Source organism: Pseudomonadota bacterium (genome assembly GCA_018823135.1).
Taxonomy (GTDB): Bacteria; Desulfobacterota; Desulfobulbia; order Desulfobulbales; family CALZHT01; genus JAHJJF01.
Map to the genome: position 1 here is coordinate 34,897 of JAHJJF010000070.1, position 20,980 is coordinate 55,876.

Annotated in this window: 19 protein-coding genes and 1 tRNA gene; 5 read left to right on the forward strand and 15 right to left on the reverse strand. The window is 44.5% G+C overall.

All coding sequences use genetic code 11. The annotated features are described in order from the left end of the window. Positions 1–3: 3 nt before the first annotated feature. The 3 genes from KKE17_07385 to KKE17_07395 all read right to left on the reverse strand — a co-directional run bounded on the left by KKE17_07385 (position 4) and on the right by KKE17_07395 (position 2,259). Complete coding sequence (locus KKE17_07385) at positions 4–393, reverse strand: YtxH domain-containing protein (protein ID MBU1709810.1); 390 nt, start codon at positions 391–393, stop codon at positions 4–6. Positions 394–686: 293 nt separating this feature from the next. Continuing rightward, the gene (locus tag KKE17_07390) at positions 687–1,064 is read right to left on the reverse strand and encodes a DUF948 domain-containing protein (GenBank protein ID MBU1709811.1); all 378 of its coding nucleotides are present in this window, start codon (positions 1,062–1,064) and stop codon (positions 687–689) included. Positions 1,065–1,389: 325 nt separating this feature from the next. Then, on the reverse strand, positions 1,390–2,259 hold the full coding sequence (locus KKE17_07395; GenBank protein MBU1709812.1) for a PHP domain-containing protein: 870 nt from the start codon (positions 2,257–2,259) through the stop codon (positions 1,390–1,392). Between the two features lie 413 nt (positions 2,260–2,672). Between KKE17_07395 and KKE17_07400 the strand changes: the two genes are divergently transcribed. Then, positions 2,673–3,755 (forward strand): type IV pilus twitching motility protein PilT, encoded by a 1,083-nt coding sequence (locus tag KKE17_07400; GenBank protein ID MBU1709813.1) that lies wholly within the window; start codon positions 2,673–2,675, stop codon positions 3,753–3,755. 284 nt (positions 3,756–4,039) lie between these two features. On the opposite strand, the gene KKE17_07405 is transcribed toward KKE17_07400, so the two are convergent. Continuing rightward, entirely contained in the window at positions 4,040–6,484 is a 2,445-nt protein-coding gene (locus KKE17_07405; protein MBU1709814.1) for a DNA internalization-related competence protein ComEC/Rec2, read from the reverse strand. 237 nt (positions 6,485–6,721) lie between these two features. Next, positions 6,722–8,065 carry a sigma-70 family RNA polymerase sigma factor gene (locus KKE17_07410; protein MBU1709815.1) on the reverse strand — a complete coding sequence of 448 codons (1,344 nt, stop codon included), beginning with the start codon at positions 8,063–8,065 and terminating at the stop codon, positions 6,722–6,724. A gap of 524 nt (positions 8,066–8,589) precedes the next feature. Between KKE17_07410 and malQ the strand changes: the two genes are divergently transcribed. The 3 genes from malQ (at position 8,590) to KKE17_07425 (ending at position 10,847) form a co-directional block, all read left to right on the forward strand. Then, positions 8,590–10,101: a 4-alpha-glucanotransferase gene (gene malQ / locus KKE17_07415; protein MBU1709816.1), complete on the forward strand. Its 1,512-nt coding sequence runs from the start codon at positions 8,590–8,592 to the stop codon at positions 10,099–10,101. A 26-nt stretch (positions 10,102–10,127) separates the two neighbouring features. After that, positions 10,128–10,700: a flavodoxin family protein gene (locus KKE17_07420; protein ID MBU1709817.1), complete on the forward strand. Its 573-nt coding sequence runs from the start codon at positions 10,128–10,130 to the stop codon at positions 10,698–10,700. A 72-nt stretch (positions 10,701–10,772) separates the two neighbouring features. Further along, positions 10,773–10,847: transfer RNA gene (locus KKE17_07425), tRNA-Glu, on the forward strand. 96 nt (positions 10,848–10,943) lie between these two features. Here KKE17_07425 and KKE17_07430 read toward each other — a convergent pair. The 10 genes from KKE17_07430 to KKE17_07475 all read right to left on the reverse strand — a co-directional run bounded on the left by KKE17_07430 (position 10,944) and on the right by KKE17_07475 (position 20,426). Beyond that, positions 10,944–11,624: a site-specific integrase gene (locus KKE17_07430; protein ID MBU1709818.1), complete on the reverse strand. Its 681-nt coding sequence runs from the start codon at positions 11,622–11,624 to the stop codon at positions 10,944–10,946. Between the two features lie 241 nt (positions 11,625–11,865). Further along, positions 11,866–12,462, reverse strand: a complete 597-nt coding sequence (locus tag KKE17_07435; protein MBU1709819.1) for a hypothetical protein — start codon at positions 12,460–12,462, stop codon at positions 11,866–11,868. 329 nt (positions 12,463–12,791) lie between these two features. Then, complete coding sequence (locus KKE17_07440) at positions 12,792–14,066, reverse strand: class I SAM-dependent RNA methyltransferase (protein ID MBU1709820.1); 1,275 nt, start codon at positions 14,064–14,066, stop codon at positions 12,792–12,794. Between the two features lie 26 nt (positions 14,067–14,092). After that, positions 14,093–15,727, reverse strand: a complete 1,635-nt coding sequence (locus tag KKE17_07445; GenBank protein MBU1709821.1) for an ATP-binding cassette domain-containing protein — start codon at positions 15,725–15,727, stop codon at positions 14,093–14,095. Between the two features lie 125 nt (positions 15,728–15,852). Beyond that, positions 15,853–16,053, reverse strand: a complete 201-nt coding sequence (locus KKE17_07450; GenBank protein MBU1709822.1) for a cold-shock protein — start codon at positions 16,051–16,053, stop codon at positions 15,853–15,855. Between the two features lie 447 nt (positions 16,054–16,500). Further along, a complete protein-coding gene (locus KKE17_07455; protein MBU1709823.1) occupies positions 16,501–16,644 on the reverse strand; it encodes a hypothetical protein in 144 nt (47 codons plus the stop codon). Positions 16,645–16,741: 97 nt separating this feature from the next. Then, positions 16,742–16,942: a cold-shock protein gene (locus tag KKE17_07460; GenBank protein MBU1709824.1), complete on the reverse strand. Its 201-nt coding sequence runs from the start codon at positions 16,940–16,942 to the stop codon at positions 16,742–16,744. A gap of 226 nt (positions 16,943–17,168) precedes the next feature. Further along, entirely contained in the window at positions 17,169–17,690 is a 522-nt protein-coding gene (locus KKE17_07465) for a hypothetical protein (protein MBU1709825.1), read from the reverse strand. A 144-nt stretch (positions 17,691–17,834) separates the two neighbouring features. Beyond that, positions 17,835–19,184, reverse strand: coding sequence for a DEAD/DEAH box helicase (locus tag KKE17_07470; GenBank protein ID MBU1709826.1), 1,350 nt, complete (start codon positions 19,182–19,184; stop codon positions 17,835–17,837). A gap of 534 nt (positions 19,185–19,718) precedes the next feature. Beyond that, the gene (locus tag KKE17_07475; protein MBU1709827.1) at positions 19,719–20,426 is read right to left on the reverse strand and encodes a glycosyltransferase family 2 protein; all 708 of its coding nucleotides are present in this window, start codon (positions 20,424–20,426) and stop codon (positions 19,719–19,721) included. A 164-nt stretch (positions 20,427–20,590) separates the two neighbouring features. On the opposite strand from KKE17_07475, the gene KKE17_07480 reads away from it, so the two are divergent. Continuing rightward, on the forward strand, positions 20,591–20,959 hold the full coding sequence (locus KKE17_07480) for a hypothetical protein (protein ID MBU1709828.1): 369 nt from the start codon (positions 20,591–20,593) through the stop codon (positions 20,957–20,959). Positions 20,960–20,980 lie beyond the last annotated feature (21 nt).

Below are 20,980 nucleotides of genomic sequence, written 5' to 3' on the forward strand. Positions count from 1 at the left end.
AGATTATTCTTTTTCCTCTAAAGTGGCGGCAAGGGCTTCTTTTTCTTGTTTCATCGCTTCTTTGCCAGCCGCGATCGCCGCATTGAGCGCTTTTTTCTTTTCATCCAGGAAATCTTTCCCTTGACTGATCATATCATTCCCTTTGCTAATCATTGCCCGGCCGCGTTCAATCATGTCCTTGCCCTTTGCAATTGCCGGGGTAGCCTGATCTTTGAGCTCATCAGGGAGATCGGCTATCTTATCTTTAACATCATAGCCGAAATCCGTAATAATTTCTCTGGTCTCTTTGCCTGACCGAGGAGCAAAAAGAAGTGCGACAGTCGCACCCACAAAGGTTCCTGCAAGAAATGAAAGTATCGTTACTCCTGATCCATGACAATCGTGATCACTCATTTATAGCTCTCCGTTTTGGATTTGATTTTTAAGAATCCTCATAAAAATGATTCCGTCTGATGTACAATGTAACGTGTTGATTGAAAGGCCCTGTTGAGGGCATGGAGATTTTTCTGAAGGTCTATTTTTTCCCTTTGTGTGAAATTTTTCATTAAAAACATTATTTATCGGCATCCATGGGAAAATATTAGTAATGAGACTCCGAATGCAAGTTGTCGCAGGGTATGTCGCCTCGAACTTGCTGAATTTATTGGAGGTGATAATTCAGCAGCCGATTTTTTATCAGCGCATCCTTATTTCGCTTTTGCAAAAAAATGTAAAAAAGCCCTTACGCCGGCGGTGAATCCACCAACCTGGGTGATAAGCGGCGTTATGGTATTTTTTAAGATATTGGTTGTAAGCAACAAGGTATCTGATGATTGTTTTACCGTGTCAATAATCACATCTGTCCGGTCAATTTTTTCGTTGAGAGATCTTGTGAGCCGCTTCAGTTCTAAAGAGGTTTCAGACAAAGAGACGATGAGCGGTTCAATTCCATGATTAACTTTTTCGAGAAGAATTTCAACCTGGCGGGCGCTTCGATTGATTTGGAGTAGAGCCGGCACCAGGGTGGCAACCACAACAGCAAGGCTGATTGAAGTGATAACGATTAAAAAATCGACAAGAGTCACGACTTATCTCCTTTATACGGCTTGCAGATCTGATTGCAGTATAATCTCAAGGGTTTTCATCTTCAAAATACATTTCAAAACACGGACAATCAATGACAATTATTGTCAGTATCGCAGGAAAACGAGGAAGTAGCAAGAGGATATAAATTACACGCGACTCATAGTATGAAAGATAACAATAAGAATTAATGAGGCAAGCTGATCCACTATCCAGGTCAACTTCTGTAAACCCGCAATCGCTGCATGTGAATACAGGCGGTATGCCTTGGATGATGAGGGAAAATTTTAAAAAGGTCCGGATGTTGCCAGCGTCTCTTCAATGTAATCATTGACTAATGGTCCTAACAGTATTTATGGCGTTTTTCAGCTCAGCCAGAAAAGAATGTGGGATTGTCACGGCTTTGATCTCACGCAAGAGTTTTTTAGGGTTGAAACTGGAACCGTGAAAATCGCTTCCACCGGTAATGAATAAATTGAGTTCGGCGGCGATTTTTTTGAGTTCGTCAGATTTTTTATTAGAAATAGTTGGATGGAAGGCTTCAACCCCTGAAAGCCCTTCTTTTTGTAGCGATTTTAATATATCCGCTATTTTTTGCAGATTCTGGTCGATACTTGTCGGATGCGCCAAGACCGCGACACCTCCGGATTTTCTGATGACTGCAATGATGTGATCGGCATTAAAGCGTAACCGATCTACATATGCATTGCCCCCGGTTCCAAGGTAGTGCCGGAAAGCTTCTTCAATAGAACGAACAACACCTCTGTTGAGAAGAAATCGGGCCATATGGGGTCTGCCGATTTGGCCTGAGCATGTTTTTTTTAGATCAGCGGCATTAATTGTAATCCCGATTTCAGCGAATTTGTGGAGGATTTTGTGGTTCCTTTCCTCTCTGCTTTTTTGGAGCGCGACAATAAGATCATTCAACTCTTTATTATCAATGGATATCCCGTAGCCGAGGATATGCATCGGCTGGCCGTTAAAGGATGCACTGAATTCGATTCCGGGAATGACTTCGATCTGCTGCATGGAGCCGAAGGTAATCGCTTCATGGGTTGCGGACAGGGTGTCATGGTCGGTTATTGAAATTGTCGAGATTCCGGCTGTTTTTACCAGAGTAATGAGTTGTTCCGGGGTCAATAACCCGTCTGAATGGGTGGAGTGGATATGGAGATTTGCCTTGCGAAGTAGCTTCATGGTCAGTTTGATAATCGTGTTATTTCAAGCAGGAAGTAATGCATCCCGGAGTCGGTGTTTGTGCTCCTTGAGTTGCTTGCCTGCTTGTTGTTTGTTGTGAAGTCAAAAGCGACATGGGGGATGCTCCCGTACTGATTTTTTTTGTGAAAAGGTGTTTGTTTCTAAGTGGCTAATTAACAAGTATAAAAGATATTCGATATCGGTTCTCAGTCTAGCGTAAATTTTTTATAAAAGGGTAAGAATTTTCCGGAGGATATAAGGTTTTCTCTTTTCAATTGTTCTTGGATAGCATAAATTTAAAAAAGTAAATTTTATTAGTTCCAAATACTAGAGAATTCTCGGAGGAGATGAAAATTTCAACATGACCTCCTCTGGGACCCCTCGTCGAAATACACTAATCAGGGAGGTTTTTCATGGCGCAGATTGATGCCTTTTTTAAATTGATGAACGAGCAGGGTGCATCGGATCTTCATATGATCTCCGGTCAGCAGCCGGTTTTGCGTATCAGGGGGGATATGGAGAGGGTCAAGTATAATACCTTGAACAGTGAAGAGCTCAAGGCAATGCTGTATGAAATCATTCCTGATGATAAGATCAAAAAATTCGAAGAAACCGGAGATCTCGATTTTGGTTATGAAATTGCCGGACTGGCCCGTTACCGCGGCAATCTTTTTATGCAGAAATACGGGATCGGCGCTGTTTTTCGTGAGATTCCCAACAATATTCTCACCGTCCAGCAATTGGGCCTTCCCAAGGTTATTTCCACTCTTGCAGCTCTTCCCAAAGGCATGGTTCTGGTGACCGGACCAACCGGAAGTGGTAAATCAACAACACTTGCGGCAATCATCGACGAAGTAAACCGTTCAAGAAAGCATCATATCCTCACCATTGAGGATCCCATTGAATTTGTTCACCGGAGCCAGAACTGTATTGTCAATCACCGGGAGATCGGAGCTCATACCATGAGCTTTGCCGCTGCCCTGCGCGGCGCTCTTCGTGAAGACCCCGATGTAATTCTTGTGGGCGAATTGCGTGACCTTGAAACTATTGCTCTTGCCATGGAAGCCTCAATGACCGGTCATTTGGTCTTCGGCACTCTGCATACCTTAAATGCTGCAAAAACCGTTGACCGTATCATTGAAATTTTTCCAGCCGAGCAGCAGTCGCAGGTCCGTTCAACTTTGGCGGATGCATTAAAGGCGGTGATTTCTCAGACGCTTTTCAAGCGAGTTGACGTAAAAGGCCGGTGTGCAGCGTTGGAGATACTCCTTTGTACCCCGGCGGTCCGAAACCTGATTCGTGAGGGCAAGACCTATCAGATTCCTTCTTCCATGCAGACAGGGAAGAAGTTCGGCATGCAGACCATGGATGATGGGATCCTGGACCTATTGAACAAAAAAATGATTTCACCTGAATCCGCATATATCCATTGTACGGAAAAATCAAACTTTGTGAAATATCTCAAAAAACCACCAAGCGATTTTACGGATTTCTAACCCGCTTTCTTCACAGACCGCAAGGGTTGCAGATCTTCGAAACAGGTTATTCGGCTCGTTGTATATGCCAAACAACCTGAGACAGATAAATGATCCTGCGAGACTGCGAAGGTGATGCGACGATATCTGTCTGCCAGTGGCGGATATTTAACCAGAGTTGTTGGTTGCGCTATCTTTGCATGTTTATTTTACAGAACTCAGACAAATTTATCTGCGAACTGTGTAATTCAAAGACATTGATCATTGATGGTAAAGGATCCGTGGAGAATTCAAGCTCAAAGGTATCAGTCTGCATCATGGATTTTTTCAACAATTAGCCCATCATCCCCGGCATTGAACGAGACTGCGCCATTTTGAGCGGTTGTGAAAGTTGTGATTCCAAGACTTTCCAGCCGCTCTCTTACTTCAGGTGCAGGATATTTGCTCGGTTGGTTTTTCCCCGAAGATGTAATCACGTATTTCGGCGAAATTTTTTCAAAAAAAGCCAGACTGTTTGATGTCGCACTTCCATGATGCGCCGCAAGCAGGATATCTGTTTTTAAATTCGTATGATTGGCCACCAGATCATTTTCTTCATTTATTTCAATGTCACCGGGGAAAAGAAAAGAAAAATTTCCATGGGACAGCCTTAATACCAGGCTCCGGTTGTTTGGCCACTTTTTTACAGATTCTGTATTCCGGAGATGAAAGTCCGAAATGCATTGCAGGGTGGTATCTCTCGAAGAATAGAGGATTTCGCGTGGTTCAGGAATTTTTGTTGCACTTTGGTTGTGTTCGATAATTGCCAGCAGGTCATTGTAGTAGCGGTCTGTTGTTCTTTCTCCGTTGATCCATACATTTTGCGGGTTGAATCTGTTGATTATGAAGGGCAGGCCGTTAAAATGATCAGCATGCGGGTGGGTTATGATCAGTCCATCGATGCTGGTAATTCTTTTTTTCCATAAAAAAGGGGCAATAACACTTTCTCCAACATTGAAATTTTCCGTTTGCTGCCCGCCGCCGTCGATGAGGAATATGTCGCCGCCTGGGAGTTCGAGAACCGCCGAACTTCCTTGTCCTACATCAAGAAATGATACAATGGTGTCTGATGAAAAACGCCGTTCAATTTGATTTTTTAAAGGAACCAGGATGAGGATGGATAGAGAAATGAAAAATGTGATTTTGGCGATTTTTCGTCTACTCCAGAGCAGGATGGATGCACATAACAAGTAATAGGATACTATTTCCATCCAGGAAGGAGTCGAAAACCAGAGGGTGTTGAGTGGTAGAGACGCCAATACTGCAATCAGCCTTTCTGCCAGATGCAAGCCAATGGCGCCGAACTTGAGGAGCAGTACTGTCATTTCCGGGAAAAACGAAGAAATGCTCAGGGCAAAAAGGCCAGGGATCAAGCCCCAGAAGCAGAGGAGTGGGGTGACGACCAGTGTTGATATCGGGCTAATCAGTGAGAAACGGTTAAAGTAAAAAATAAGCAAGGGGGCGGTTCCCAATGTGGCGGCAATTGAGACAATCAGGCTGGTTGTCGTCCATTGTTGGAGTTTCTGGACAAAGTTTGCCTTGTGTGCCGTATTTTTATTTGTATGGATGATTTTTTGAATCCGCGGGAATATGCATGAAATTGCGGTAACGGCTGCAAATGAAAGTTGGAAGGATACGGTGTGGAGTTCAAGGGGGTTAAGAATAAGGATGATGAATGCCGCAATTGCAATATTGTTCAGCAAATCCCATTGCCGATCAAACAACATGGCTACCAGGAAAACCGCAGACATGATCAAGGCTCGTAATACGGGGGTATTAAATCCCGCAATTAATGCATAGGCGATAAGTACCGGTATTGTCAGGATCGCCGCAATCTTCATGGTTGGCAGATGAAGAAGAATCCAGGTGGACCGCTTCATGATCCACAATAATGTTGTGGTGAAAAAAAAAGCTAAAATGCCTATATGCATTCCTGAAATGGCCAGCATGTGGATGCATCCAGCCGCTTTGAAATTTTCCAATACTTCCTGCTGGAGCGTGCCGCGGTCGCCGATGAGAAGGGCTTTGAAAAGGCTGCTGGTTTCAGGATCAAGTGACCTGTCAAGAATATTACGGTATTTCAGCCGGAGCCTTTCGCTTGCGTAATAAAGAGAGGTGAACCGTGACTCGGATGATAATTGATGGACTTTCATGATCTGGGTGGAAGTTGAAAGCCAGCCCCTTGTAAAAATCGATTTATTTTCTAAAAACTTTTTATAATCAAAACTTCCCGGGGTTTGATAATTTGTAATCGGCGAAAGCGTGGCCCGTGCGAGAAACTTTTCTCCCGGAATGATGTCGATGAGTTCGGTTCCCTTGACGGTGAGCTTGACTTTTCCTGTTGTGGGTAATGTTTGCCTTGCGTCAATATATTGTTCAACCGCCATTATCAATTGGGTGTTGCCGCCTGAATGCGACGGCATTTTTAATAAGGTGCCGTAGATGGATGCATCTGCTTTTGTGGTAACCAGGTTTGCAATATGGCAGGGTTGTTGCGGAAAGGAGTAGTTAGTGCGGATTATGCCGATGAGAAAAAACAATGCGATGGTCAGTAAATAGCAGAATTTACTGTTTTTCCTGTAATTCAGGACAGTTAGGGTGCTGATGGTTGCGATTAAGAGCAGGGCTGATGGGTTTGATGGGGGAAGGTCAAGGGCTGAAAAGGCGATTCCTGAGGCAAAGGAGATTACAATCGGAATGAGGTAGCCCATGTCGACTGGTGGATTTCACCTGGTTCAGGTTTGTAAAGTAAGGGAACTCTCTTGAATATTTAATGTGAAACGTGACCCAATGGTTTCTTCAAGGGAAATCATTTGCAGGAGGTCATGAGATGTGTCCTGCAAAGAGGTATAAATGTCCGAAGAATACCTAGCTGCTGCGGGTCTTTTTTAAAAAAAACCCGGATAAAAGTGTTGGAAGGGACTCTTGATCCGGGTTCTTAAAATGTATTAATCAAGAAAATGTTTAAGCTTGTCTCGTCTGCTCGAATGCCGCAGTCTATTTAATGCCTTTTTCTCTATCTGGCGAATACGTTCGCGTGATACGTTAAAACGTTTACCGATTTCTTCAAGGGTGAATTCAGCATCTTCACCGATACCGAATCGAAGCCGAATAATTTTTTCTTCTCGTGGGCTCAGTGTTGCAAGGATGCCGGTGACACGGTCGGCAAGTTCCTGGTTTTTTACGGCCTCATAAGGGGATACGGACTCCTGATTTTCAAGGAAATCACCGAGAGTGCTGTCATCATCGCCAACAGGGGTTTCAAGGGAAATCGGCTCCCTTGATGCCTCAAGAATAGCCAGGATTTTATCCATGGGAAGCCCGGTTTTTTCAGAAATCTCAATAGGAGTGGGTTCCCTTCCAAGTTCTTTAACCAGCGAGTAAAAAGCCTTGAAGAATTGGCTTCGAAGTTCCAGGAAATGCACTGGCAGGCGGATGGTTCGGGTTTTATCAAGAATCGCACGGGTTATTGCCTGTCTGATCCACCAGCTGGCATAGGTGCTGAATTTGTTGCCTTTTGTGTAGTCGAAACGAAAGACCGCCCGCATCAGGCCGAGATTTCCTTCCTGGATAAGATCGGCCAGGCTAAGGCCCTGGTGCATGTACCGCTTTGCAATGCTGACAACGAGCCTCAGATTTGCTTTGATCATCGCATCTTTGGCCACTTCAATAGAGCGGGTGTAGAGTTCGAGTTTGTATTGCAGTTCTTTGAGTGCCTGAATATCGGGGTACTTGTCGCGAACTTTAATAACCGACTTAATCATAAAATTAAGGTGTTGTTTTTTTGGTTTCAGGGTGGGGTCGCGTCTTTCCCAAAGGGCAATCTGGTTGACAATGATTTCAAGTTCGGGGATGCCTTGCTGGTTGATCCTGATCGAATTGATGATCGCATCGAATCCTTCGCGAATAGCTTTGCTGTATTTTTCTTCTTCTGCAGGGGTCAGCAGGTTAAATCTTCCCATCTCCCTGAGGTAGGTTGTTGTTGTTTCTTCGACTTCCTGGACTTCAAGTTTGGAGGACTTTGAAGATTTAACCTCAGTTAACAGTTCATCGTCATCCAGCGAAGGGTGTTGTCCTTTCTTTTCTTCCCAATCTTTCCCGTCTAATGTTTTTTTTGTGCCGGATTTATCATGACGGATAATTTCAATATTGTTTTCTGTAAGAAAATCGAAAATTTCGTCAATTGTATCCGGGTGTTCGTCGTCGGGGGTCAGATCGTTGAGAAGAGAAAGGGATATGCAACCGTGGTCTTTCCCCGCTTCAAGCAGTTTTTCTTTGATTTCAGCTGGCACAGAAAGGCTCCTTGGGGTAGATTAATCAGGTACCTTGTAAGGGAGAAGGTACAAAACATTTTATTTTACAAAAAAAAAAGCCAAAAAGCAATGCCAAAAAAAATGAATAATTATTTTTTACTGAATGTTATTTTTAGAAATTGTACCACTGTGGGTGATGAAAAAACGAGCGAAAATATTAAGTAATTGTTAAGTTTTTTCTAAAAATCCCTCACATCGTGCCAGACAATCCACGTACAAATTCCTTTATAGTGAATATCCTTAGTAAAATTGAAGGGTAGTAGTTTATCATTCAGAAAACCGTCCTTTATTTTTTTAACGCCGGTTTGTTGGCGACTAAAAAAATGTCTCATTGGTTACAGAGAAAATGTATAATGGAAATGGTTTGAAAATGAAATTATTCCGATAAGCATAAATTTTTTTGTCATAAGTGATGAAATCGTCGATAGCGAATGAAATATGACTTCGAAGAGACTGATTCCATTGAGTTGATTTCAGGTCTTCATTGTCAGTAGGAGAAATGCATGAGTTTTAAACGTGGTAGTGGCATTCTGATGCACTTTTCGTCCTTGCCGGGTCCTTACGGTATAGGCGATCTGGGTAAATCCGCCTTGGACTTTATTGATTTTTTGAGAGATTGCAAGCAGCAGTACTGGCAATTTCTCCCCATCGGACCAAGCAGTCAGGTCTTTGATAGCTCACCGTATATGAGTCTTTCGGCCTTTGCGGGCAACAGCAATCTAATAAGCCCGGAGCTTCTGGTTGAAGAAGGTTATCTTGCTGAATCCGACCTGGCAAATCTTGCCAACTTTTCAGAATATTATGTTGAATTTGAACAGGTGATTTCTTTTAAGGAGTCATTGTTGAGAAAAGCTTTTAATGCATTTATCATCAGTGGAAAAAATTCCAAGTTTGAAACGTTTTGTACCCGGACCTTATGGCTGGAAGATTATGCGTTATTCATGAGTTTACGAGAGAAATATGAAAACAAGGCCTGGTATGAATGGCCCGAAACTCTTGTCAACCGAGAAAAAGTTGCATTGGAGCTTCATAAATACCAGCTTGAAAAACAAATACTTTTTCATAAGTTCGTGCAGTTTTGTTTTTTCGATCAGTGGGCAAAAATTCGTGAGTATGCCACAGCTTCCGGGATCACTCTTATAGGAGACCTGCCGATTTACGTCGGGCTGGACAGCGCCGATGTCTGGGCTCATCAGGATTGTTTCAGGCTTGATTCCCTGAGCCATAAACCAACCCATGTTTCCGGGGTGCCGCCGGATTACTTCAGTGAGACCGGTCAGCGCTGGGGGAATCCCATATATAAATGGAAACTGGCCAAGGGCAAAAATAATGCTTCTTTATATGCCTGGTGGGTGGAAAGGTTGCGAAGTCTTTTCGAAATGGTTGATATCGCCCGGATTGATCATTTTCGGGGATTTGAGTCCTATTGGGAAATTCCCGAAGCCGAAGAAACCGCGATTAACGGACGCTGGGTCAAGGGTCCTGGGACGGAATTTTTTGATGAAATGCTGAAACAGCTCGGTAAGGTGCCGATTATCGCCGAAGATCTGGGGATTATCACTCCGGAAGTGGAGGAGTTGCGCGATCATTACGGCTTTCCAGGCATGAAAATATTGCAGTTTGCCTTTGATTCAGATGAAAAAAACCCGTATCTGCCGCATAATTTTCAGTCTTCGAACTGCCTTGTTTACACCGGCACCCATGATAATGATACCTGTGTGGGGTGGTATTTCAGCAATACCGTTGCACGGCAAAACAAGGAGAAAGTTCTACGCTATGCGAATTGCCATGGCACTGGTGAAATTCATTGGGATTTTATCCGGCTGGCGCTTTCTTCCACAGCCTGTATCTCGATTATTCCTCTTCAGGATGTATTGGGTTTCGGTGGAGATTGTCGAATGAATAAGCCGAGTACTGAACATGGAAACTGGCGATGGCGATGTGGCTCGAGGTTTATTACTGATTCCGTGAAAATGCGTTTGGAAAATGAGACGGTTTTTTATGGTCGTGGTTAGAATACAAAGAATAGAGGGTAGTGATCATGAAGGTATTGGCTATTCTGGGAAGCCCGCGCAAGGGCGGCAATTCAGAGATATTATTAAACGCCGTACTTGATGGAGTTAAAGCGCAGGGCGGCAATGCCGAAATAATCCGTTTGTCCGACCTCAGAATCAGTCCCTGCATAGGTTGCGGCGGTTGTGACAAGACCGGAAAATGCGTGGTGGATGACGATATGCAGCCTCTGTACGATAAGATTATTGCGGCAAAGCGGATTATCCTTGCGTCTCCCATATATTTTTACGGTATCACCGCCCAGGCAAAAGCGTTTGTCGATAGGACTCAGGCATTATGGAGCCGCAAACGATTGCTCAAGAAAAAAGGTGATTGGCTGGATGATCCGGAGCGTAAAGGGTTTCTGGTCTCGGTTGCCGCGACCAAAGGGGAGAGGGTGTTTGAGGGTGCGATACTCACCATGCGTTACGCCTATGATGCCATGGGAATGGAATATGGCGGTGAAATGCTGGTCAAGGGTGTGGACAGTCGCGGTGAGATGAAGAAGAATGAAAAGGTGCTTGATGAGGCTGTCCTGAAAGGCAAGGCCTTTGCTTCCTGAGTGGTCGGGGTTAATTGTCTTGACAAATATCCCCGTATCATTTAGATATTGCGCTTCGTTATAATCAATGACGGTCCCTTCGTCTAGTGGTTAGGACGCTGGCCTCTCACGCCGGTAACACGGGTTCGAGTCCCGTAGGGATCACCAAATAATATTTAGCAATTCCAAATTGTTAAGCTGTTCTGCTGGGCAGGATAATCGCAATTGTGACTAAGATTGTGACTATTTTGCCCATTGTTTTTTCTACTCCCCAGTAAAACGGCCCTCAAATGCCAATCCGTCCTGCTTGGTAAGATTCGGAATGTAACGGCTGTAAGTTCGATAAACCATTGATGTATCCACATGGCCTAAAGTTCTTGCCACCCATCCGGGATTCTCACCCAAAGACATCGCCCAGGAAGCAAAAGTGTGTCTGGTTTCATACATGCGCCGGAAAGTTAAACCGCTTTTCTTCATTGCCAGCCGCCATACACTACTGAGATTCGTTTGATTAACCACCTTACCGTCCATGTTCAGGAATACATATTCGCTGTTAAAATCCTTGGTCTGCGCTTTTTGTTGTTCAAGGATCTTTATGAGGGTAGGGCGCAAGTGAATCATTCTTCGGCTTGCTTCGGTCTTAAGCTCTGTCTTTTCCATGTTTCTGACCCGGCTTAGCTCGATATGGATAAATTCAGTATCAACGGCTATCCATTTTAAAGCGACCTGCTCAGAAGGTCTTAAGCCCGTATGAACGGCAAACTGGAAATATGGCCTGTACCATTCGGTCATATTCTCAATAAGTTGATCCCATTCATTGAAGCTAAACGGCCTTACACGGAATTTAACAGGGCGGGGCAGGTTGAGTCGGGCAAGAGGGTCTCTCAGTTCATACCAGCCGTGTTCATCAACTGCATCAAGCCAGATCACCCTTAAAGGGATCATGATGTTACGGATGGTCTTGGGGGATAAATGTTTCCCTAAACGGCTTGTTCTGGAACTTAAATAGAAGAACTAGGGTCAGGCTTGCATTATTGCGTTATTGGGTAACAGATGAGAAAAAAATCATCCATGCCGCATAGGAAAAATCATGAAAGTAGGGCTTGCTTTATCAGTGTTTCTTGGACAACGAACAATGCAATAATGCAGGCGGGGTGTGGGTATTCTGGCGAATAGGGGAGCGGTTCTAATTGACTTTATGAGATGAATTCCGCAATTCCTCTACATTCTGCAGAGAGTCGATCTGCTGATGACTTCGACTACTCTGTAAGGCATATTGGAATTCATTCTGTTGTACAAGGAGACGTTGCTCGATTTCCTCAAGATGCATGTAACGGTTTTTGAGAATTTTTTTATTATTGACAATCAGCATATCAGTTTTGCTGAGATATGAAATCAGTTTATCCAGCTGCTGTCGCTTTCCTTTGAGTTGTTCCTGAAAAAGAGCTATTTTCTGCTGAAAAGAATCAAGATCATTTTTGAGAAGATCGCAGCGACTCAGGTTTTTTTCAAGCCTGGAGTTACTCTTGATGTAGCGAATCAAAACATCTTTTTCTCTTTCAACTTCACGAAGTTTTTGATTGCCACCGGCGACCTCTTTGAGCAATTGTTCGATTCGCATGGCTTCTTTTCCTGACTGCCTGGCGAGCAGGAAATTATTCTCATCAACTTCATTGAGCATCAGATTGTATTTCTTGAGAAGATTTCGTGTCCGGAGGTATTGTATTGAGACAATTCCAAGCAAAGGGGATACGATAATAAGGGTAATAACTGTTATATTCATCTGGATTTTATTTAAATTGGCTTCTTGGACTCATATTAATGGATAAATAAAGGTGAGCGTATTGTTTGCTCTTATTTAATCGGTGTTTTGCGTAAATTCTTTAAAAGTATAAATAGTTTTCATGTTCAGTGCCAGATTTTTTTTTGAGTGGTCATGACTTTCATTTCTGGATAATGAGGCGTGATCAGAATTTTTTTTTCTGAAAAGATTTGTGAAAGGCCCGAAATGCCTGCTGAGCAGTTCTGAATCAATAGCAGCTCAAAGGGAATCAATATACCTCAGTAAGACTTGCGCAGCATGAACTCAGGGAAATTTGATACGGAGGTGTTTCAGGATGAGGGTGTAAGCAGAATGAGGACTTCAAGGTTGGCGGAACCTGGGAACATATCAAGGGGCACAACACGGGTGACTGCATAGCCTCCCGTCTGCCATTGTCTGATTGCGTCCTTTATCTGGTCAACACCGCAGAGGATATGGAGGACTTTTTGCGGTGCTCGCTGGCATAGTGCAGCAATAACCCCTTCCGCCGGTCCTTTTCGGGGGGGATCGAGGATGATGGTTTCCTTCCCCTTGGGTAGTCGAATCTCTTCAATGGTTTTTTCAGTAATGCGGCGAGCCATGAAACGGCTGTTGCGGGAAGCGGGGTTCAGTTTTTTGTTAACCATTGCCGAATTGATCGATGGGCCTTCCGCGTCCAAGCCTAAGACATTTCTGTACCTGGGGGCCAGGTTATGGCTGAAAAGCCCATAACCGCAATAAAGATCCAGCAGGTCTTCGTCGTCTGTCGGTTCCAGAAGTTGGCTGACCGTGTCCAGCATTAACGGCACCATGGATTCGTTGACCTGTGAAAAGGAGGTAGGGTGGAAGGAATACCTGCAGTCCTGGTGGGTGACGGAAAGATGTCCTTTGCCGAACAGGGTTTTGAGATGGAGGAGATCGGCAGGTTGCCGTTCCTCAAAATAATAATCCGAGCCACTTGGGTCCGGGTAAATATGGGCGGCGGTAATTGTTGTCGAGAGCTTCTGGAGATGACTGGCCAGGATTTTCAGCTTACGGACCAGGGGGCCGTTCATCGTGTCAACGTTGAAGATTACTGCCTGCTCGGCATAACTGCCCCGAATGATTATGTAGTTGAGGTGGGTGGCTACCAGTTTGAAAACCGGGTCACTTATTTTCTTTTGAAGAAACGCGTATATTCTGCTGTGCTCCCAAGGTTCAAGAGGAGATTCGATAAAGGGGTTCTTCTGGGTAGTTCCGTCACCGGACAGCAAATAAAGGATTGATCCTTTGTAGGTGGTTCTTCTTTTTGTGGTGGTCCGGTATTTGCGGGGTTTTGGAGAACCGATAACCAGTTCCGGAACTCCCGGCAGTCGGAAATGTTTCCAGAGAAGGTCAAGGGCCTTGTTTTTTGCCTCCAGCTCTTCTTCGTAAATAAGATGGGCAAGGGGTGAGTTCTGCAGAATAGATCTGGCCACGGGTCTGCCCGGATCAGGGATCAGCGGTTTGAGGATGTTGAAAAAAGAAAACACCGACTTGTTCGTTGGAGCCGGTGGTTGGATTCTTGGTTTGTCTTGCCCGGGAGGAGGGAATGGTTTCTTTTTCACAGCGGTCTCAATACTTACCTGGATGTTTAGGCTGCCTGGTTAACAGACTCGATGATCACATCGGTAAAACCCGCTTCGCGGGACGCCAGGTAATCATCAAAGTCCATCATCACGTCAACAAAGCCGTCAGGTTTAAGTTCAACTATTCTGTTGGCAACGGTGGAGACGAACTGATGATCATGACTGGCAAAGAGAACAACCTCCGGGTAGGCAATGAGGCCATTGTTCAGCGCGGTGATTGATTCCAGATCAAGGTGGTTGGTTGGTTCGTCGAGGATGATGGTATTGGCGCCGGCAAGCATTATCTTGGAGAGCATGCAGCGAACCTTCTCGCCACCGGAAAGCACCGATATTTTTTTCAAGGCTTCTTCCCCGGAAAAAAGCATTTTTCCCAAGAATCCTCTGAGAAAACTCTTATCGGATTTCTCTGGAGCGAATTGACTGAGCCAGCCGATGAGATCCTGGTCGGCATTTTCGAAATAAGAGCTGTTCTCTTTGGGAAAATACGCGGTCTTGATGGTGATTCCCCAGCGGAAACTGCCGCTGTCCGGTTCTAGTTCACCTGCGAGTATTTGAAACAATATGGTTTTAGCCAGAGTGTTCATTCCGACAAAGGCGATTTTGTCGCCTCTATTTATGTTGAGAGTGAGATCCTGAAACATCGAGACGCCGTCAACTGTCTTGGAAAGGCCTTCGATTTCAAGAATGACATCGCCGCATGGCCGTTCCGGCTGAAAAACAACGTAGGGGTATTTTCGGGAAGAGACCGGCATGTCCTCGATGGTGAGTTTCTCCAGGAGTTTTTTCCTTGAGGTCGCCTGTTTTGCCTTTGAGGCGTTGGAGCTGAAGCGCAGGATGAAATCCTTGAGCTCTTTGGCCTTGGCAGTAACTTTTTTGGATTCACTTTCCTTCTGTCGGAAATGGAGCTGGCTTGCCTCATACCAGAAATCATAATTGCCGACGTATACCGTAATTTTCCCGAAATCAATGTCTGCCATATGGGTGCAGACCTGGTTGAGGAAGTGGCGGTCATGGGAAACGATAATTACTGTATTTTGAAAGCGGGCGAGGAAATCCTCCAGCCAGTTAATTGATTGCAAATCCAGATGGTTGGTGGGTTCATCAAGCAGGAGGATGTCGGGGTTGCCGAAAAGCGCCTGGGCAAGAAGGACTCGAACCTTATCACCGCTTTCAAGTTCTTTCATCTTTTTTGATCGCATCTCTTCGGTAATTCCAAGGCCGCTGAGAAGTACTGCCGCCTCTGACTCCGCTTCATAACCATTCATTTCGCCGAATTCCGCTTCCAGTTCTCCGGAGCGGATACCGTCTTCGTCGGTGAATTCGGTCTTGGCGTAAAGGGCTTCCCGTTCAGCCATTAGCTTGAAAAGTTTTTTATGGCCCATGATCACGGTGTTAAAAACGGTGTGCTCGTCAAAGGCAAACTGGTCCTGATTAAGGAAGGCGAGTCGCTGTCTCGGGCCTTTGCTGATCTGGCCGCGATCCGGCTCAAGCTGACCTGCCAGTATTTTCAAAAAAGTGGATTTGCCGGCGCCGTTGGCACCGATAAGGCCGTAACAGTTGCCGGGGGTGAATTTTATATCGACGTCCTGGAAAATTACCCTTTTGCCATAGGAGAGCGCGACATTGGATGCGGTTATCATGGTCTGTCCTTATATAATAAAAAAGCCACAAGAAAAAACTTGTGGTGGGGATGCAATGCGTTGGAGGCAGAACGAAAAAAAAACCCCGCATGATGCGGGGCTTTTGTAATGGTCGTGATAAAGTTCTACAGCTGTACTACTTTATCGGCTGCCGGACCTTTGGGGCCATCAACAATCTCAAAGGAAACACGAGCGCCTTCTTGAAGGGATTTGAATCCTTGTGCCTGAATGGCTGAGTGGTGAACAAATACGTCCGCACCACCATCCTGCTCAATAAAACCAAAACCCTTTGAATCATTAAACCATTTAACTGTACCTTCTGCCATCTTGTACTACTCCTTTTGTAGACAGTTCCGTGGGAACCGTTTATATAATAATCGGCCGGTTTATCGTGTTGATAATCGACCAGCAGTCTGCTTCGCTAAAACAAAAAAACCGCACGACCTTTTCGTAAGGATTGTGCGGTAAACTTTTTGTAATATATTACTACAACTAGCGACTGCCCAACTAAGAATACATTTTAGCCGTTTTTTAAATAAAAGCAAGATTTTTTTTATGTAGGGATGTTTTTTTTGTCATGCAACAAACTGGTGGGCAAAGTAAGCTTGGCCGGCAAAGAATGTGGCTTGAATTTCCCTAACTCGAAGGCATGATCTTTCTGGTGAGGGAAGCGTGAATTATTATTGCGGTTCAGTGTGAAAAATTAAGGAAAGAGAGGGGATATCTCTCCTGGGATTAGAGTTGCGTGGCTGATGAAAAAGCAGAAATGGAGGTTAATCTTTCTGCAGAGAAGGTGTTTCTTGTTCCTCGGCCGGGGTATCCTGTTTCTCATGCTTGCGTTGTTTCTTTTCATCTTTCTTTTTTTTCTTTGCCAATTCTTTCTGGCGTTTTTCGAATGTATAGTTTGTTTTGGCCAAGATTTTGTCCTTGTTATTGGTGGGTGCTGGGCGTTATGGATGCTGCCCTAAAAAAAGACCCCGCTGTGCGGGGTCTTTGCAATGTCGATATCAGTTGTTACTGGGGGACAACATTTTCTGCAGCCGGACCTTTGGGGCCATCGACGATGTCGAAAGTAACCCGTTGTCCCTCTTCAAGTGTTTTATAGCCTTCCATTTTGATAGCGTTGTGGTGAACAAATACGTCTTTGCCGTTATCTTGTTCGATAAAACCAAAGCCTTTTGACGCATTGAACCATTTTACTGTTCCCTCTGCCATTTCGAGTACTCCTTTGTTGAGTGGTTCAAATGGATAACCATTTGACATGAATTTTCAGATTACTGGATAAGAATCTGACGTTTGCTTTGTGCTCGCGCATGCCAGCATGTTTTTTGCAGCAGCGTTTTGCCTGACTTGTTGAGTCTGAAACGCTGATTTTACCCTTTACATTACTGATGATATAAATAAAGTCAAAGCATTTTTGACTGAATATAAAACGAGGTGACTACATTTCAGGCTCAATGCTTTTCCGTACCCTTTTTTTCTTTTTTGCCTTCAAGCCGCTTCCCGTTGACAGTTGAGCAAGGGTTTTCAGTTGGCAAATAAAGATTTTTGGTCCTTCGTTGAAAGTCAATTCAATTTTGTTTGGTGAAATTGTCGCTGTGACAATACCTAATCCAAAGGTGGGGTGATTGACCAGGTCATTGGTGTCAAAGAGGGAAGTCATGGTATAAGGAATTGCTTGATCTATGCTCCGACCTTTCAGAATTTTTGAATAATTATCGTTTGCTGTTTTTATCGATCGGCTCGTTGGAGTCTTGGAAGCAGGACCTTTGGCTGAATCTGATTTCTTCTTTGTTGTGGCCGGCTCGGCAGGGCGGTAATTATGTCTGCCGCCGCAAACATTGCACTGCACTTTAATAATTTTTTCTTCCACCTTTGCGATAATGGTGTGGTTGGTTAGTGTTTTACACTTAAGACACCCTGAATCAATTTCTTCTCCGGCATTTATAGTTGTAGTTGCCATTTTGTTGCTCTCCTTGAGTATGAAGAATCGCTATTGTTCCAATTTCTGAATTCAGAACTTATTGGAGTGCCCCTCGGGAATGCTTCCCAAAAGGGCACCTATTTTAATCCCCTTGTGAGGGATAAATGCTTTTATTATTACTGTTCACATTCCCCGAGCCGGGTTTCCTCTTGGACGGCCAGGTGAGAGAAAGATGTTTTCACTGCCTGAAGCCGACTGCGCGGCCCGGTCACGACGTTGTGGTCGATTCCCGGTCTTTTTGTATTTTGTGTTATTCCTGCCTTGATCTTCGTGACGATTGAATCGGTCGTTTCTCTTTGGTGTTGAACTCGCCTCTTTTCTTATGGGCGTGCTTTGGGTGCGCTTGTCGGGAACCAGCTCGCCAATGTTGAACAGTTTGTCGCGAGCGATTTCCTTGCCAAAAGAGCGTTCAATCATTTTTATCATCTTCCAGTCTTCACGACCCGCAAAGGTAAAAGCTTCGCCTTTAAGCGATGCGCGTCCGGTGCGTCCGATGCGGTGAGTATAAGCCTCAACAGTATCAGGCACATCAAAGTTGATAACATGTGAGATGCCTGTCACATCAATACCACGGGCAGCGATATCAGTGGCAACCATGAGTTTGAATGTGCCCTCTTTGAAACCATTAAGGGACTCTTGTCTTTTCTGTTGCGAGAGGTTGCCGTGAAGGGATGTCGCACTATGGCCTGCCTTTTGCAGCTGTTCCGCGAGGCTTTTTGCTCGATGTTTGGTTTTGGTGAAAATGAGGGTGGCCCCCATATCAGTTTTGGAGATTATATCCTTAAGAAGCGCTGTTTTTTTGTTTGATTCCACAGAGAAAAGTTTGTGCGAAACTGTATCCTTAGGCTTTTCGTGGTCAATCTGGACTGTTTTAGGATCCTTAAGGATATCCGATGCAAGCTTCATGATTTCACTTGGCATGGTGGCCGAAAAAAGCAGGTTTTGTCTGTTTTTGGGCAAATATTTTATTATACGTCGGATCGCAGGGAGAAAGCCCATGTCAAACAGGTGGTCACCTTCATCCAGAACCAGGGTTTCAATTTTAGCGAGGTTTATTCCGCCATCACTGAGATGATCAAGGAGGCGACCCGGGCAGGCTACGATAATATCCACGCCTTCCCGAAGTTTCTTGGTCTGAGCAAATTTACTGACGCCGCCGTAGATAGAGATACTGCGAATTCCAGTTTTGTTGGCAAGCTTACAGATATCAGTATGAATCTGCTCTGCCAGTTCTCGGGTAGGAGCAATGACCAGGGCGCGGGGTGTTCTGCGTGACCCGTCGATAATTTTCTGGATGATGGGCAGAACAAAGGCTGCGGTTTTACCTGTGCCGGTCTGGGCCAGGCCAAATACATCATGTCCGTTGAGAACAATAGGGATCGCCTGCACCTGGATAGGTGTAGGTGTGGTGTAGTTGCATGCTTCAATGTTAGCGACAATCTGGGGGTTGAACTTAAATTGTGTGAAACTCATAAAATTATGTCTCTTTGTGTTTGTCCGACAGCAGAGGGACCGATCCATCTATCCTGATGAAGAGGACGGGTCGTTAGTTTATATACTCATCTGTCAAGTTTGTTTGGGTGTAATGAATGAACAGGAACTAATATGATAGTCGACTTGTATGTCTGCACTAATGTCGGATAGAGGCCTGTTCAGACACTCCTTCAAGTGATCAGCAAAAACTCAAGCGACATCTCTTCTAAAGGAGTAATGATACTTTTAGGAAGGGGAAACGACGTTAATTGGAATATGCCAGGCACATTGATAATTTTTAATTTTCATAATATACCCGACTTTTTTGTTTTTGCAAGTAAATAGTAGTAATAGCGGATTATTAGAGATCCGATTACGAAAAAGTCTCAATCAATTTAACCGGCATCACGCGCTTGGTGAATTCAATTCGTTTGGAGTCTATTGGCGGCTCAATTGAATGCTTTTATGATTTTCTTCAACTACAACTGAGGCATTTTTGTTTTTAACTTTACTGAGTTAGGTGTTTGAAACTGATTATCGGAAGATATTATACTTGAGGATGCAGATCACGGCCCGGATGCCGTCTTTCCAGTTGATTTTCTTGCCCTGTTCATAAGTGCGGCCGTAATATGAGACCGGAACTTCATAAATCCTCAAATTCTTTTTAGCTATTTTCGCGGTAATTTCCGGTTCGAATCCGAATCTGTTTTCTTCAATGGTAATTCCCTTAATCGCTTCTTTTGTGAAAACTTTGTAGCAGGTCTCCATGTCGCTCAGATTGATGTCGGTAAACAGGTTCGAAAGAAGCGTCAGAAAGCGGTTCCCGATGGAATGCCAGAAATAGAGGACCCGGTGGGCGCCGTATCCGGCAAATCGCGAGCCGTAGACAACATCGGCTCTGCCGGTGAGGATCGGCTGCAAAAGTATATGATACTCACCTGGGTCGTATTCCAGGTCCGCGTCCTGAATAAGGATGATATCGCCTGTAGCATTGGCAAAACCGGTGCGAAGAGCACTGCCCTTACCGGAGTTTTGTTCATGCATTATGACCCGCACTTCCGGGTGGGTGAAGGAAGAAAGAAGCTCTCTTGTCCCATCCGAAGACCCGTCGTCAACAACCAGAACCTCTTTTTTATACGGAGTTGCAAGAACAGTGACGAGGATTTCTTCAATAGTGTCCCGTTCGTTAAATACCGGGATTATGATACTTAAGGTGAAATCTTTGGTAATTGTATCGGCCATGTGATGAGACTTTATTTGAAGATTATTTGCAGTTTTGGGAGGAGTTTAACTGTTTATAAAAAGTACTTAAAGAGTATAATGTATCGGATGATTAACTTCATAATAATATTTCGATTTTTCAACCAATTTATCATAAGCATTCGTATATTTTCAAGATCATCAATGTGAATAAACACGCACCGACATCCCATATAATGCTTTATGCCCAAAGCGATCTGAATCGCTATCCCGGAAGATCTCTTTCCTTTGGGATGGTCCTGCTTATCCTCTCATTTTTTGTTGTGCCCAGGCTTTTTCAGCTTGGTCATATCCTTTCCTGGGATGAGGCCTGGAACCTCTGCGCCTTAAAATCTCTTGCCGGTCACGGCACTCTGTTTCTGGAACAATATTTCCGGCACCCGCCGATATACATGGAAATCGGCAGACAACTTTCTCCCCTGATCGAGGGATTTGAAATCAGGATGGAATTGCTGAGCCTTTTCTTGAACAGTGTAACTTTCATCCTTCTGCTGTTGCTGGTTGCGGATCTTTAGTGGCAACGGATCGCAATTTTC